Below are 15,114 nucleotides of genomic sequence, written 5' to 3' on the forward strand. Positions count from 1 at the left end.
TCTCAATACTTGCAGTATTTTGGCTAATTAAATTGGCTAAAGCGAAATTTCGCCACGTAAAGCCGTTTCAAAAATATTTTTAAATTCATTTTGCGGAATCGTAACCGTGTGCCCCAATAAATACATCAATTTGGTGATGGCCGCTTCAGTCGTAATATCTTTACCGGAAATCACGCCCAAAGACTTCAAAGCCGTACTGGTTTCATATTGTCCCATATTCACGCTTCCGCCGGAACATTGCGTTACATTAACGATATGCAAGCCATTTTGAATCGCTTTTTCAATCAAATTTAAAAACCAGTCTTCGGTAGGTGCATTTCCGGAGCCATAGGTTTCCAGAACGATTCCTTTTAAATCTTTAGTTGCTAAAATTGAAGCCAGAACAGTCTCACTCATTCCGGGAAACATTTTGATGATGGCTACATGATTGTTCAGGTTTTTATGCACAATCAGTTTTGCATCTGTTTTTATAGGAAGAAATAAATGCCGGTTTAATTTAAGATGCACTCCTGATTCTACTAATTCCGGATAATTGGGTGCTGTAAAAGCCCTGAAATGTTCTGCATTTACTTTTGAAGTTCGGTTTCCTCGGTATAATTTGTATTCGAAATACAAACAAACTTCGTTGATTACCGGTTTTCCGTTTTCCTGAAGCGACGCAATCTGAATGGCCGTAATCAGGTTTTCTTTGGCATCAGTACGCAAATCCCCAATTGGCAATTGCGAGCCCGTAAACACAACAGGTTTGGCTAAATTTTCGAGCATGAAACTCAATGCCGACGCAGAATACGACATGGTATCTGAACCGTGAAGGACAACAAATCCGTCAAAAGCGTTATAATTTTCCTCGATAATAGTGGCAATTTTGGCCCACATTTGAGGATTCATATTCGAAGAATCAATTGGATGTTCAAACGAAACCGTTTCGATTTCGCAATCCAGCTGTTTTATTTCGGGGATATTTTTAAGCAGTTTTCCAAAATCAAAAGCTTTAAGCGCTCCTGTTTCAAAATCTTTGCTCATTCCGATGGTTCCACCGGTATAAATTAAAAGTATTTTAGCTTTAGATGACATTTTGGTATTTTAATTTACTCACCACAGGATTGGCATACATTGCTAAAAACCCTTGTCTGGCTACACCGTTGTCAGTTCCTATACGCATTTCTAAACGGCGCTCAAAAAGCTGTTTTTCACTTTCTTTGTACAAATGAGCATATTGACTGGTTTCATTTAAAATGTCGTAGGCAATAAAATTAGTTGGCCATAATTGGTAATTCTGCAAAATAGAATCATCAATCGTTTGTGCCAAAGCCTGAATCTGTTTGTTCGAATTATCGTTTTCCGCAACAATCTGATCAATTTCAGTATCTAAAACATCTCCTACCGAAATGTGTATTCTTTTTTTCGTTCCCATGATACCGCTTAAAATGGTCATGAAATCCTCATTTTTATCTTTTACGTAAACCTCGTTGTTAGCTTCAGCCATTAATTGTGGCATTTTTAAAACATCCGTCGGGTCGTATTCGTATGAAATGGATACCGGAACAATTTTTAATTTCTTAAAATAATCCATTAAATTGGCTTCATCAGAGCCCATTCCAATCATTTTTAAAACTCCCGGATTGGTTTCATCATTTCCGTCTTTGGTACGGCCTTCTCTTTGTGCAATCCAAACCGAACGGTTTTCGCGAAGCAGTAATTGCCCCATATATTCTGCCAGTAATTTAGAACTTTGCAGCATTTCTCTTGGCGTTAAGCCTCTCAAAACTAAAAAATTTCGATTCAGTTTTGCCAATGTATTCAAAAATGCTTTTTTAACCAGATTATCACCAATTGCGGATGCCGTCATAACCAAACCATGTTCGAAAAGACAAACATTCAGTAAAGTCGTATCCAGCAAAATATCACGGTGATTGGATATAAATAAATAAGGAGTATTTTTTTCTAACTTTTCAAAACCCGAAGTAGTAAGTCCTTCTGAACTTTTATCGAGTACTTTTTGAATAGTCTGATAAATAAAATTGCATTGAAAATCACGAATAGAGTGTGTTTTCTTTAATTGTTCTTTCCAAACTTCATCATTTAATTCCGGAAAAGTAAAATTCATCATGGTTTTCATCATGGGATGATTGGCAACTCCATGAAGAGCTTCATTTACTTCAGAATCATAAAATGGTCGAATAGCGTCAAATTTCTGCATTATAAATATCAATTTAGGTGGGCAAAAGAACAAAAAAAAAATTAAAGTATCGTAATCGGCATATTAAATCCCGAAAACGTCTTTGGAGTTTTGTGTTGTTACTTCTGCAATTTCTGCATTTGAAAGGTCGTAAATTTCGGCCAGTTTTGCAATTACATTCGTTAAATAACTGCTTTCGTTGCGTTTACCTCTATATGGAATTGGTGCCAGATAAGGTGAATCGGTTTCCAGAACAATGTGTTTTAAATCAATTTGGTGTAAGAATTGGTCGATTTTTCCGTTTTTAAAAGTCACTACTCCTCCGATTCCCAACTTCATATTATACGAAATCGCCTGAAGCGCCTGTTCGTACGTTCCGGTAAAACAATGAAAAATTCCGAACAAATCTGCTGATTTTTCTTCTTCCAGAATTTCAAAAATTTCATCAAAAGCTTCACGGCAATGGATTACGATAGGCAGTTTGTATTGCTTTGCCAGCTGAATTTGTCTCCTAAAAGCAATTTGCTGTTCCTTTAAATGTGTTTTATCCCAGTACAAATCGATTCCGATTTCTCCAACGGCATAAAATTTTCGTTTTGAAAGCTCATTTTCAACATGTTGCAACTCGTCCAGATAGTTATCTTTCACGTAAGTGGGATGAAGCCCCATCATCAGAAAAACATAATCCGGATAATTTTGTTCCAGATCGTACATAGATTGTGTGGCAGCAGCGTCAATAGCAGGAATAAAAAAACGTGTTACTCCGGCATTTATCGCTCTTTGCATCATTTCGTCACGATCCTGATCAAATTCTTCAGAATATAAATGGGTGTGTGTATCGGTGATAATGGGTGTTGAATTCAAGTGTATCATTTTAAAGGTGTCAAAATTACGACAATATTAAAAGAATAACAATTGTGTGGAATTGGAATGCAGATTTTACAGATCAAACGGATTTTTTTCATCATTCTTGTCATTTCGACCGAAGGGAGAAATCACACTAGAAACTCCATAAAGTATGGCTCCAATCTTTGTCGAATCCCGAGTGTGATTTCTCCCTTCGGTCGAAATGACAAACAGATACTACTTCCCCGTTTCAATAAAAGCTAAAGCTCTTTCTAAAACCTCATCTCTGCCTTCCTGAATTCCTTTACTGGTTGGTTTTACTTCAATATCAGGAACAATTCCGATTCTTTGGGTTTTGCGACGATCCGGATAATAAACCCCAATTCCTGAAAAACCGGTATGAAATCGTTTAAAATCAAATTCGAATACATTTCCATCTGCTCCCGCTGTCTGACTGCCAATAATGGTTGTATTTCCTGCCGTTTGAAAACACATAGCTGTCCATTCTGACTGACTTACAGAATCTTCGTTAAGCAATACAATCACTTTTCCTTTGTAATTATTTTTATTATGAAATCCCGCATTTGTTCCATTTGCCCAGAAATATTTTCCGGGATAATTCAAATAGGGATACGTATAAATGGCAAATTTCTTTTCTTCAGGATTTAAAAAATCTGAAATCTCTTTCCATGTATTTTGCGGATAATTTCTCATGTCAAAAACAATTGCCTTTGTTGATTTTAAAGCTTCAATCATATCCGGAATATTTTTTGGCTTGATAACTCCCATATTGACGTAGCCAATATTATTATCCAGAAGTTTGAATTTATCTTTCTTTTTCATAGCTCCCTTTTTATATTCATTTCGATGAGAATCATGATAGTTAAACCAAACCATTTCTTTTCTTTCTGATTTTCCATCTTTTAGAAACTCTACTTTTACATTTTCAAAATCAGAAGTAAGGATTGGATTTATAACTTTATTTAAAAGCGAAGCTTCATTTGAGGCACTTATTAAATCTCTATTTTCATCAATATATTCCTTAATCGTTTTGTTATTTATTTTAGTAATAACATCTCCTTTTTTAATGTTATAAGCTTCTGCAAGACTATCCCCTAAGATCTCGGTAACAACCAATTTATTATCAATTATTTTACCCGTAGCCGGAAAATAAACCGGATTTTTTACTGTGCCTTTTGCTGGATAGATATGAAACATAACATGGCCGTCATTTAGATTAGTTGACATTTTTTTCATTACTGATAAAAATTCAATATCATCTTTAGCCTCTAAAACAAGTGGCAAGGTTTGTTCTAAAATCCTATCCCATTTTTGATCCATTACATATTTATACGGAAAATAATATTCAATTACATTCCAATAAGCGAACAACATTAGGGTTCTCAAATCTCTATTATTGTAATCCAGATCGTAGTAATTTTTCAGATTTTTAAACCCATCAAAATTAGGATCAAATTCCTCATCACTTTGAAATCTGTTTTGCTCAATAAATTTCAGTTTCTTCGAAAGTTTTTTTGAAAACAGCTTATTATTAAACCAGTTTAAATCGAAATTCTTATCAAAAAATTCAATGTCTTTTGGTACAGCAATCGGAGCAACTTCTTTTACCGGTCCAAGTTCATCAATCCAGTTTTCTAAGATCAGGGAAAACTCTTCTTTGGTTTGTGCTCTTTCAATTTTAGGCAGTTTTTCCAAAAGCTGATTGTCCCAATTCAATTCTCCCCCGGCAACTTTCGGATGATAATATTTTAAAAATCCCCAGACTTTGCAGGTCGCAGACAGTTTTTCGGTTTCAGTAATTTTGGCATAGCTGAAGGTAATTTGTAAAAATATAACAAGAAGAATTAAAGTAGTTTTCTGCATTTAATGGAGGTTAAGGTTATAGATGGTTTCTGGTTAAATTTATAAAAATAAAAATCGAATATAGAACTAAAAATCCAAATTAGTTTTTATCTAACCTTTTTAGAAACAAAAAAAGATTCACAAAGTATTTTAAAAACTTTGCGAATCTCTGTGTAAAATTCTCCGTGTATCTCAGTGAAATATCTAATCTAAAGCATGCAAAAGCTCCTGAACCTCATCATAATCTTCATAATCCTGAGAAATAGTCTCCAGGATTTCTTTACAGCCATTATAATCTTTTTGTTTTAATTTTAGTAAAGCAAGATTCCAAAGTGCTTTTTCTTTGTAAACAGAACTTCCTGATTTCAACTCATTAAAAACCGCTTCTGATTCTTTATCTTGACCGGTTTGCAATAAAGAAACACCATAATAATATTGAATTTCCGAGGTTTTATTTTCTTTCAAAACTGCCTCCAAAAACGGAATCGCTTCTTTGAACTTTCTTTCATTAAACGTTTTTTCAGCCTGTATCAGGCTTTCATTTGTATTACTTCTTTCTGTAAAATGAGCTTGTCCGGGATGGTTATAATCATTAAAAGACGGATTTTGATTGTAGTCAAAAAAGAACAATCCGAATAAAATAGCCACTGATGCCGCCGCTGCATAATACCAAGGGCGCATCAATACCACTTTTGGCCTGTCTTTATTGAAATGTTTATCTGCAATATCGGATAGATTTTCTATAAACGCTTCTCTTTCCTGCTCATGCCCGAATTTATTCTCCAATTGTACCTGAACATTTTTGAATGTTATGAATTCAGCGGCAAATTCAGGATTTTCTGAAACCTCTTTTTCAAAGCTGTTTCTTTCCTCAACAGTCATTTCTCCCTGAAGATATTGATCAAATAATATGTAACGTTCTTCGTTCATGGCTAATTATTTTTAAGAGATTTAAAATTTTTTGCTTCCTGAATCCACTGAGTTAGCTGACCAACACATAACGATTTCTTTTTACGGACATATCCATAAGTCACGTTTAGTTTTTCTGCAACCTCCTCCATCGATTTAATGCTGAAACTCAGTTTTAAAACCTCCTGACATTTATCTCCTAATTTTTGGAACATCGTATCAAAAAGCTGCTGTTTTTCATCAAACTGTTCAGCTTCCTGAACCAATTCGAGAGCAGATTCATTTATAGATGCAAAATCTTCATTAATTGTTACCCCGTTATTCGAAGTTTTTTTCAATTCGTTAAGCCATTTCCTTTTACACAACAAAAAAAAGTAAGCATCAAACGGGCAAGTCAATAGCAATGTATTGGCTTTTGCCTGATTAAAAAGCAAAATCATGATTTCCTGGACCACATCCTGAGCCTGATCCTTGTCTCCGGAATTGTTCATGATATAAAATACCACTTTTGGAACAGAATTTTTATAAATAGACCGGATTATTGCCGAATCATTAGCAGCAATTCCTTCGATATATTTTTGGTCGGGATGAATTTTACTTTTTTCCATAATTTAAAATTATTAGCTAAAACCCGTTGTCCGTAATTAATTACATGTATTATTTCTATAAAACTTAATGTCATCCTGAGCGGAGTCGAAGGCTTATGAAACTTAAAGGGCTTCGACTCCGCTCAGGATGACACTTAAACTTTAATTACGCTCAACTGGTTAGCTAAAGTAAAAAAAAGAATCTGAAAAAAATTGCAGAAACAGGGGTAACAATCCTAAAAACAAAATGATATAGAGCAATAGAAGGTTATTTAGAATTAAAATCACATAAAAATGGGAAGCTATCAATTTACAACCGAGAAAGATTTTATCAAGTTCCAACAGATACTGTCGAACAAAATTCGCAACGGATTTGTCGTAGTTGAAAAAAACGATAAACTTCCCTATGTGGTTTTATACAAAGAAAAAAAACAAATCGATTCTTCTCTTCAGCTGATTTTGGTTTTTGTCACATTTGGGCTTTGGTCAATTGTCTGGTTGTATTTAATTATTCGTCTTTCAAAGAAAAAAGAAATACTGGTTGCTGTGGATGAAGACGGAAATGTTTTTGAAGAAAAATGCCTCTCTAAATAATTTTTCAAAAAAAATAAAAAACAGGGGTAACAATTTTTAAACCCCGTTGATATACTCATATAAAACGAATTAAAAAATAAATTTTGAAAACAAGGGTAACAATATCAAACCCGAATTGATATAAGAATATAAAAATTAAAATTAACAACCGAAATCTGAAAACCAACTGACAACGATCAGCTCAGATTTATAAAAATTAGAAATCATGAACACAAATTTTAAAAAAATCGGATTATTATTTTTAGCGTTAGCAACATTTGTAAGCTGTGATGACAGCAACAATGAAGATGAAAAAATTATACCGCCATCAGCAGCAGAATTTGCAGCGGTAAGAGATGAAGCCTTGGCAGGAAAAACACAACATTTTACCGCAACAGCAGGAGCAGGAGCAATTACGCTGACTTCTGCAAAAGGTGTAAAAATCACCATCAACGGAAACTGTCTTACTAAAGCAGGAAACGCAGTAACCGGAGCCATTAACATTGATTTTGTTGAGCTTTTTGACAAAGGAGACATGCTGGTAACCAACAAACCCACCATGGGCTTAATGGCTGACGGAAAGAAAAACTTATTAATTTCAGGAGGTGAATTTTTCATCAAAGCAACACAAGGCGGTGTAGATCTGGCAACTTCTTGTTCCATAAATCTGGTGGTACCCACTAATTTAACCGGAGGTTTAGACAACGTAATGACCCTTTGGATTGGAAATACCAATGATGAAGAAAATTTAGTGTGGAAAGAAGCGAGAGACGGTGCTGACGGAACTGGTGGAAAAGGCGGAGTTCAGGGTGAAGCAAACAACTATTATGTAACTTTTGGAAACTTCGGATGGACAAATGTTGATAAATTCTACAGCGACCCAAGACCTAAAACCACTATTTTGGTAGATGCTCCGGAAGGCTACGACAATGACAATTGTGCGATTTATTTATCTTATGATGGAGAAGGGCAAAATGCATTGGCTAAATTAGACACCTACACAGCTGCCGGATTATTCAGCGAACACTACGGACAAATTCCTGTTGGTTTAGCCTGTCACATCATTTTTGCAACGGAAGATAACGGTCAATGGCGTTATGCAATAAAAGGTGTAACAATTACTGCAAACCAAACTTACACTTTTACTTTAGCCGAAACAACAGTAGGCTCAGAAGCGCAACTGGTAGCAGCAATCAATGCTATTCAGTAACTTACAAAATACTTTTTTAAGAAAAAGTGATGATTTGCTCATCACTTTTTTTTACATTTAATGCTGTTTTAAACTAATTCTGATGATTTTCAGAAGCTAATCCTGCTGTCCGCTGTATTCCCGACAACAAAAACTACGGCTAAAAAGCCTTGTTTTTCTAAATCGGGAGATGCCGCTCCCATCAGGGCTAAAAACCTCCTCGACCATGAAAAAACTTTTATGCTGTTTCATTTTTCTGTCATCAGTAATGGTGTTGGCGCAAACCAAAGTAAAAGACACCATCACCCGAAGAGCCAATATTGTTTTTATACAAAACGGAAACGCTGTTACCTATAAACCCGAAACACCGCCTTTAATTCCGATTGCAGGTGCACCAAAACCTAGCTATTCCTATTTATGGGAAATGGGTGACGGTCATTACAGCAAACAGGCAGAACCCAAACACGTTTATAAAAATAAAGGTAATTATACTGCCCGATTAGCTGTTACCAACAATTACGATAATGGAAAACCTCCTGCTACACGTCCAAAAAAAGTTGCCGTAAATGAAATAGCAGATGATCCATATCAGGATATCGCCTCGATTGCTGACCAAAACGGATTCGCTATTCAAAAAAACTGTGATCCAATCCCTGACCAGGAAATGGTAGTCGTGGTCAGTTATCAAAATCTGGAGAATTATGTGGCCAATGGCAAGCTCTATCTTTTTTACAACGAAAAACAATTTAAAAACAATAATTTCGAACTGGTTGATTTCAGGACTTATGCAGGCGAGCATGAAGTAAAAGAAAACACAGTGGCTTCTGTTCATGATCTTGACGATACAAAATCATATCTGGCTTCTGCCGAAAAAATTGTGAAATTCAAAAAATATAAAAATACCACAACCGAAGAAGATTTGGATGCGAGTTTAAAAGAAGCAAACACACTCTATCATAATGTTTCGATTCTGGAATTTGACGATGCCAATCCAAGTGAAACCCGAAATGTTTTTTATACCTTCAAAACCACTCCCGAAATGATCAAAGATACCAGCGCAACGGTTACCATGCGAGGGATTTTTGTACCAAACCGCAGCTTTAAAAACCATAAAGTAAAAAACCTCGAAATGGAAATCGTAACCTCTCACGACCCGAATAAAATGGGTTCGAATGGAAGTTTTATGAATTACAGACTCGTCCGGTTTAAAAGAGTAAAATTCAAAACCCGTTTTCAAAACAACGGTGAAGGTCCGGCAAGAAAAATTCGCTTAGAAACCGATATTCCGGATATGTTCGACAAAAAAACATTCCAGATCGAAAGTATGTATCCTGAATGCCCGATTTGCCCAAAAGACGAAGAACCAACCGTGAGTTGTCTTGATACTATCATTACAAAAAAACAAATTATTTTTACTTTTAAAAACATTTATCTTCCGGGAACTGAGCAAAAAAACGTGAAGGAAAAAGACAGTACCAAAGGTTTTGTCCGTTATTCGATGAAATTCAGTGAAGACTTCCATAAAGTAAAAACAAGAAGCCGAACCTCTATTATTTTTGACAAAAACGAGCCAATTATAACCAACTACGCCGTAACCAGATTCCTGCCTGGAATTTCAATTGGAGCCAAAGCAGGGTACAACATTTACCCGGATCTTGAAAAATCGACCAGTTATTTTGTGGGAGCTACTATTTCGCCTTTCAAAGCTTATCGTTTTTACTGGCAGGCAGAATGGGTAAATGCCTTAAACCAATACAACAGCGCAGTAAATATTACAACCGCATTCGACACGAATGCAAACGGAACGAGGCGATTAATACGAACTACTACTACAACTGAAAATAAAAATGTCAACTGGGAAGTTCCAATTTTGATTCGGTATAACCTTAATAATTATATCGGAATCGGGGCCGGAATTCAGGCCAATATCAATGTTTTATCAGAACAGCATCAGGATATAAAAACAGAAATTTTTGAAAATGAGAAAGAAAATATCTTAATCGGTACAAAAACAGTAAACAACACGGTTAAAAACTCCTTTACTGATTTTAAAACGGGACTTTTATTTGATTTAACAGCAGGTTTCGCCAGAATCGGACCGAATTTAGGGGCACGTTATGTAATGAATTTTGAACAGGATTTTAATTATTTTCAGGTGTATGGGATTTGGAGGTTTTAAATATTTCCACCATATAAGTGATATAAGTAAATTTAAGTTTTAAAATTCAAGTGTCAGGCTGAGCGGAGTCGAAGCCTTTTCGGGTAAAAAGCCTTCGACTAAGTTTATCCTGAGCGAAGCCGAATGGACTCAGGGTGACATCATTTCTTGTAAAAAAAATACGCAACACATTATATGAACTTATACCGCTTATATAGTTTAATTTTCTTCTTCCTGAATCTAACTGTATTTGGGCAAACCCCCGAAGACAAAATTTACAATGCCATTGATATTTTTGTTGCCCAACCTTCTGCGAAAGCGCTTCAAAATTTAACCAATACTGAAACTGCTTTCTGGAAAAATCCAAAACCTAAAACCAAAGACGAATTATTGTCAATTGTAGTTTTAAACTGCAATAAAGCCTATTACCAGAATCAGTTTGGGCAGACACACCATGCAGTTTCAAGCTATGAAAAAGCGTGGCAAATCTATCAGAAACATAAACTCAACAATTACGATATCATCGAATATTGCCTGAAACCTTTGGGTAATTTATATACTGTTTTGGGCGATTATGACAGCGCCGAAAATATGATAAAGCAGTATTATTATTTAGCAGATACAGAAAAAAACGAATCGCAAAAGATAGCGGCAATTCTGAATTTATCGAATGTTTATCAAAACACCGGCAGAGTTACTGAAGCTATAGATTTAATTGAAAAAACCATTCAAACTGAAAAACCAACCACAACTCAAAAAGGTCTTTTATACAATAATTTAGGCGCAAATTATCTTTTTAGATCGATAAATGAAGATTCTTTTAATGCTGAAATGGCTTTTTTAAAAGCAATTCCCGCATTAAAAAAAGACAAATCCCAAACGGAATCTTTATACAATACCTATATCAATTTATACAAAATTTATACGGATTACAGAACAGAAAAGGCTTTGATCTATTTTGAAAAAGCCAAAAAAATATTTGAAAGTTCATCATCTACAGAACCCAGAAAGCGAGCCAAATTTTATTTGGAGTACATTCCTTTATTACTAAAAAAAGGAAGCTTAACAGAAGCCCAATCTATTTTGAAAAATATTTTTAAAATTTTAATCCCTAACTATAACAACCCAAAAAACATTTTACCAAAAGCAAATTCTCTTTATGCCGAAACAGCTTTACTAGATGCCTTAGACTTCCAGGCTGACATATTCACATTACAAAATCAGCCCCAAAAAGCACTTGAAAGTTACTCACTTTCTTTTTATATCGAAGAGTTGTTCCAATCCCTTATTTTGTATGAAAACTCTAAAATTATTACACAGATCAGAAATAGGAAACGCACTGAAAAATGCATTGACATTTATCAGTCACTTTTTAAAAAAGAAGGAAAATCCATTTACATCAAAAAAGCTTTTCTGCTTACCGAAAAATCTAAATCTGTTGTCTTAAAAGAACAATTAATTAAAAATAAATCAGGAAAGGAAAAAAGCATTCTGGAAGAACTACAAAAATGTAATACATTAATAATTAAAGAACAACAAAAAGAAGAACAGGCAGATATCATTAAAATAAATGAAGCTATAAAAAAGCAGAACGAATTAATGCTGCTCTTAAAAAAAATACAATCTGACACCAAAATACGATACAATTCAGCTATTAATTTTAATGAGTTATGCACAAAATTAGAAAAAGACAATGCAATTTTGACTGCTTATTTTTGGGGCACAAATACGGTCTACGTATTTACGATACAAAACAACCAAATCCTCATGAAATTCTTTTGTACAGGTCAAATGTGCGGAGAGCCAATACCTAGATTTGTTAGTCTTTTTCATAAAGCCAATACGATTACAAACGATATTGCTCACTATAAAAAAACAGCGTATCTAGCGTATAAAAATCTTCTGTTACCTGCTAAATCAAATTACAAAAATCTCATTATCATTCCCGATGGAATATTAAATTTATTGCCTTTTGAAGCTTTGATTACCAAAGAATCCAAAACTTCCAATTTTGCTAAAATGCATTATTTATTAAATGATTTTAAGATTGCGTACAACAATTCTGCTGCATTCTACCTAAAAGAAATACCTCATTCCAACAGCAAAAGAAATGTACTGGGAATTTTTCCAATATTCGAAAAAACCCCTTATGAATTGAAATTTTCTAAAGACGAAATGCAAGCGATAAAAAACAATTTTGACGGAAAGTTTTTCGAAAATAAAACTGCCTCTTACGATAATTTTAGAAAAAATGCCTCTAATTATTCCATTTTGCATTTGAGCACACATGCTTCTTCAGGAGATATCGAAACACCCGCGAGTATCAAATTTTATGATGAAGAAATATTGTATTCTCAATTGTATAATCTTCAATTAAATCCTGATTTAGTAGTCTTAAGTGCCTGTGAAACCGGAATCGGAAAATGGTATAAAGGCGAAGGTGCCATGAGTGTCGCAAGAGGTTTTCAATTTGCAGGAGCGCAAAATCTGTTATTTTCGTTATGGAAAGTAAATGACTATACGACTTCGGTTTTTATGTCTGACTTCTATGAAAACATCAAAAACAATCAAACTTATTTTGAAGCCAACACCAACGCTAAAATTGACTTTTTGAATAATTCTGAAATTTCAAACGATAAAAAATCACCTTACTATTGGAGCTCGTTTGTCTATTACGGTTCGATTTCTACAGAAACAAATTCAGCTAACTATATCTGGTACATCATTAGTTTATTGACTGTAATTGGTTTATTTTTGGTTTTCAATCATTATCGAAAATGGAAAATCTTCACGAGGTTCTCAAAAAAGAGAAATACAAAAAAATAAAATTCAAAGTTACCAAAACCCAGCATCTTGCCATTAAAGCAAAAATCAATGGCATTTCAGGGAATTTCATTTTAGACACCGGTGCATCCAATTCGTGTGTGGGTTTCGAAAGTATTGAAAAATTTGAATTAACTACAAAAAAATCCAAAACCAAAGCTGCAGGAGCCGGCGGAACCGGAATGAAAACGCAAATTTCGAAACACAATGCGCTTCAGTTGGGTTCCTGGAAAAATACTGATTTTAGTCTGGTAATTTTTGACCTATCGCACGTTAATGAAGCTTTACAGCAATACAAAGCAAAACCTGTTCATGGCATCATTGGTGCTGATGTTTTACTGGAAGGAAAAGGGATTATTGATTATTATAATCATTATTTGTATTTGAAATAAAAAGTAAGTTTTTTAGCTATATTTGCCATGCCTATTTTTAACAAATCTATACGTATGAAAAAAACGCTACTCAGTTTACTTTTTTTATTTACAAATTTCTTTTATGCTCAGGTTAGCGATATTGAGCAATGTTCAGGGAATACTTTTGACCTGACTTCAAAAAAAACACTTTTGATTGGCAATTTAAATCCTGCTGAAACAATTGTCACTTATCATTTAAGTCTTGAGGACGCAACAAATAATACGAATGCTATCTCAAACCCAACTAACTATTCAAGCAATTCAGATTCTAAAACTATCTATGCCCGAATTGATAATAAGGGAGCAATTACTACAAATTATTTTAATTTGATTTTAAAAAAAAGTTCACCTTTCATTTTAGTAGCTGATATCACACCTACGTCTTGTATGAATAATAAAGGTACTATTACTGTTCAAGGTAATGGCGGTAAAGCACCTTATATTTATTCAATTAATGGTGGAACATTTTCTACTAATAATGTCTTTAAAGATTTAGTTCCTGGAATTCACACAATATACGCCAAAGATGCTTCAGGATGTAGTATAAGTACAGTTTCTGTGAGTATAACAGCATATACTCCTATAAAAATTATTCCATTAACCGTATCTCCTAATTGTAATGGCGATTCTACTGGTCAAATACATCTACCAAACACAACTGGCGGAAATGCTCCTTACACTTACACCCTTAGAAATTATACTACCGGAGAACTTACCAAAAATCCATTTTATGGAAATATTTTTTATAACGTAGCTGCGGGTCGTTACATTGTAGAAGCTACTGATGCAACCGGATGTAAAGAAATTACCTTTGTAGAAATGACACAACCAGCTCCTTTATTTGCTGCTGTAGCTATAGAAAATACAAATTCAGTAAAAATAACAGCTACAGGTGGTAGTGGTTCTTACACTTATGCTATTTCTCCCAAATTGAATCAATTCTTTTCGTATGGCACATTTACAAATTTAGAACCAGGATATTACACATCCATTATTCAAGACCTTACCGGCTGTTTTTTATATTATGCATTTGTAATAAACCCACCATCACCACTAATAAACGGTAAAAACGCAATAAACTTTGATTTCACTCCAGGACAAACCTTAGAAGATATTGTTGTTGATGGTCAAAATATAAAATGGTACAGTTCTCAAAATTCAACAAGAAAAACAAGTAAAGCTGCTGAGACAACTTTGCCTTTAATAACAGTTTTGGTTGATGGTGTTACTTATTATGCCTCTCAAACCATTAACAATGTTGAAAGTACCCAGCGCCTTGCAGTTACTGCAAAATCAAACGGAGCACTTTCAAATGAGGATTTTGTTTTACCAAATTTTAAATTTTACCCAAATCCTGTAAAAAACAAATTAGCACTAAGCAACACTGCTAATATTGATGAAGTCGAACTATTAGCCGTTTCAGGAAAGTCTGTTTTAGTTAAAAAAATAAACGACATTCATTCTGAAATTGATTTATCAAATATCTCAACAGGTATATATTTCCTAAAAGTAAAATCTGAAGAAAAAACCAAAACCATCAAAATTGTAAAAGAATAAAGGGTTGAAATTCCAAA

The 15,114-nt window shown here is 34.3% G+C and carries 12 protein-coding genes; 6 read left to right on the top strand and 6 right to left on the bottom strand.

Going from position 1 to position 15,114, the window contains the following annotated elements:
• Positions 1 to 36: 36 nt before the first annotated feature.
• From FLV_RS10890 to FLV_RS10915, 6 genes are all read right to left on the bottom strand, one after another.
• Positions 37 to 1,074: an asparaginase gene (locus FLV_RS10890; protein ID WP_243233790.1), complete on the bottom strand. Its 1,038-nt coding sequence runs from the start codon at positions 1,072 to 1,074 to the stop codon at positions 37 to 39.
• The gene (locus tag FLV_RS10895) at positions 1,064 to 2,200 is read right to left on the bottom strand and encodes a 1-acyl-sn-glycerol-3-phosphate acyltransferase (RefSeq protein WP_243233791.1); all 1,137 of its coding nucleotides are present in this window, start codon (positions 2,198 to 2,200) and stop codon (positions 1,064 to 1,066) included. The genes FLV_RS10890 and FLV_RS10895 overlap by 11 nt, the downstream gene beginning before the upstream one ends.
• A gap of 63 nt (positions 2,201 to 2,263) precedes the next feature.
• The gene (locus FLV_RS10900; RefSeq protein WP_243233792.1) at positions 2,264 to 3,052 is read right to left on the bottom strand and encodes a TatD family hydrolase; all 789 of its coding nucleotides are present in this window, start codon (positions 3,050 to 3,052) and stop codon (positions 2,264 to 2,266) included.
• A 210-nt stretch (positions 3,053 to 3,262) separates the two neighbouring features.
• Positions 3,263 to 4,909, bottom strand: a complete 1,647-nt coding sequence (locus FLV_RS10905) for a S41 family peptidase (protein ID WP_243233794.1) — start codon at positions 4,907 to 4,909, stop codon at positions 3,263 to 3,265.
• Between the two features lie 183 nt (positions 4,910 to 5,092).
• Positions 5,093 to 5,818, bottom strand: a complete 726-nt coding sequence (locus tag FLV_RS10910; protein WP_243233795.1) for a tetratricopeptide repeat protein — start codon at positions 5,816 to 5,818, stop codon at positions 5,093 to 5,095.
• Between the two features lie 2 nt (positions 5,819 to 5,820).
• On the bottom strand, positions 5,821 to 6,405 hold the full coding sequence (locus FLV_RS10915) for an RNA polymerase sigma factor (RefSeq protein WP_243233797.1): 585 nt from the start codon (positions 6,403 to 6,405) through the stop codon (positions 5,821 to 5,823).
• A 273-nt stretch (positions 6,406 to 6,678) separates the two neighbouring features.
• Here FLV_RS10915 and FLV_RS10920 point away from each other — a divergent pair, with 273 nt between their 5' ends.
• The 6 genes from FLV_RS10920 to FLV_RS10945 all read left to right on the top strand — a co-directional run bounded on the left by FLV_RS10920 (position 6,679) and on the right by FLV_RS10945 (position 15,097).
• Positions 6,679 to 6,978, top strand: a complete 300-nt coding sequence (locus FLV_RS10920) for a hypothetical protein (RefSeq protein ID WP_243233798.1) — start codon at positions 6,679 to 6,681, stop codon at positions 6,976 to 6,978.
• Between the two features lie 205 nt (positions 6,979 to 7,183).
• Entirely contained in the window at positions 7,184 to 8,167 is a 984-nt protein-coding gene (locus tag FLV_RS10925; protein ID WP_243233799.1) for a hypothetical protein, read from the top strand.
• Positions 8,168 to 8,372: 205 nt separating this feature from the next.
• Positions 8,373 to 10,325 carry a PKD domain-containing protein gene (locus tag FLV_RS10930; protein ID WP_243233801.1) on the top strand — a complete coding sequence of 651 codons (1,953 nt, stop codon included), beginning with the start codon at positions 8,373 to 8,375 and terminating at the stop codon, positions 10,323 to 10,325.
• A 174-nt stretch (positions 10,326 to 10,499) separates the two neighbouring features.
• Entirely contained in the window at positions 10,500 to 13,130 is a 2,631-nt protein-coding gene (locus FLV_RS10935; protein ID WP_243233802.1) for a CHAT domain-containing protein, read from the top strand.
• Entirely contained in the window at positions 13,082 to 13,519 is a 438-nt protein-coding gene (locus tag FLV_RS10940) for a retropepsin-like aspartic protease (protein WP_243233803.1), read from the top strand. The genes FLV_RS10935 and FLV_RS10940 overlap by 49 nt, the downstream gene beginning before the upstream one ends.
• 54 nt (positions 13,520 to 13,573) lie before the next feature.
• A complete protein-coding gene (locus FLV_RS10945) occupies positions 13,574 to 15,097 on the top strand; it encodes a T9SS type A sorting domain-containing protein (protein ID WP_243233804.1) in 1,524 nt (507 codons plus the stop codon).
• The last annotated feature ends 17 nt before the right edge of the window (positions 15,098 to 15,114 follow it).

Source organism: Flavobacterium pectinovorum (assembly GCF_022802975.1).
GTDB classification, from domain to species: Bacteria; Bacteroidota; Bacteroidia; order Flavobacteriales; family Flavobacteriaceae; genus Flavobacterium; species Flavobacterium pectinovorum_B.

Coding starts and splice junctions, on each gene's coding strand:
- FLV_RS10900 (WP_243233792.1), bottom strand. CDS start 3,052: ATGATACACTTGAATTCAACACCCATTATCACCGATACACACACCCAT.
- FLV_RS10910 (WP_243233795.1), bottom strand. CDS start 5,818: ATGAACGAAGAACGTTACATATTATTTGATCAATATCTTCAGGGAGAA.
- FLV_RS10920 (WP_243233798.1), top strand. CDS start 6,679: ATGGGAAGCTATCAATTTACAACCGAGAAAGATTTTATCAAGTTCCAA.
- FLV_RS10890 (WP_243233790.1), bottom strand. CDS start 1,074: ATGTCATCTAAAGCTAAAATACTTTTAATTTATACCGGTGGAACCATC.
- FLV_RS10925 (WP_243233799.1), top strand. CDS start 7,184: ATGAACACAAATTTTAAAAAAATCGGATTATTATTTTTAGCGTTAGCA.
- FLV_RS10915 (WP_243233797.1), bottom strand. CDS start 6,405: ATGGAAAAAAGTAAAATTCATCCCGACCAAAAATATATCGAAGGAATT.
- FLV_RS10895 (WP_243233791.1), bottom strand. CDS start 2,200: ATGCAGAAATTTGACGCTATTCGACCATTTTATGATTCTGAAGTAAAT.
- FLV_RS10935 (WP_243233802.1), top strand. CDS start 10,500: ATGAACTTATACCGCTTATATAGTTTAATTTTCTTCTTCCTGAATCTA.
- FLV_RS10930 (WP_243233801.1), top strand. CDS start 8,373: ATGAAAAAACTTTTATGCTGTTTCATTTTTCTGTCATCAGTAATGGTG.
- FLV_RS10945 (WP_243233804.1), top strand. CDS start 13,574: ATGAAAAAAACGCTACTCAGTTTACTTTTTTTATTTACAAATTTCTTT.
- FLV_RS10940 (WP_243233803.1), top strand. CDS start 13,082: ATGGAAAATCTTCACGAGGTTCTCAAAAAAGAGAAATACAAAAAAATA.
- FLV_RS10905 (WP_243233794.1), bottom strand. CDS start 4,909: ATGCAGAAAACTACTTTAATTCTTCTTGTTATATTTTTACAAATTACC.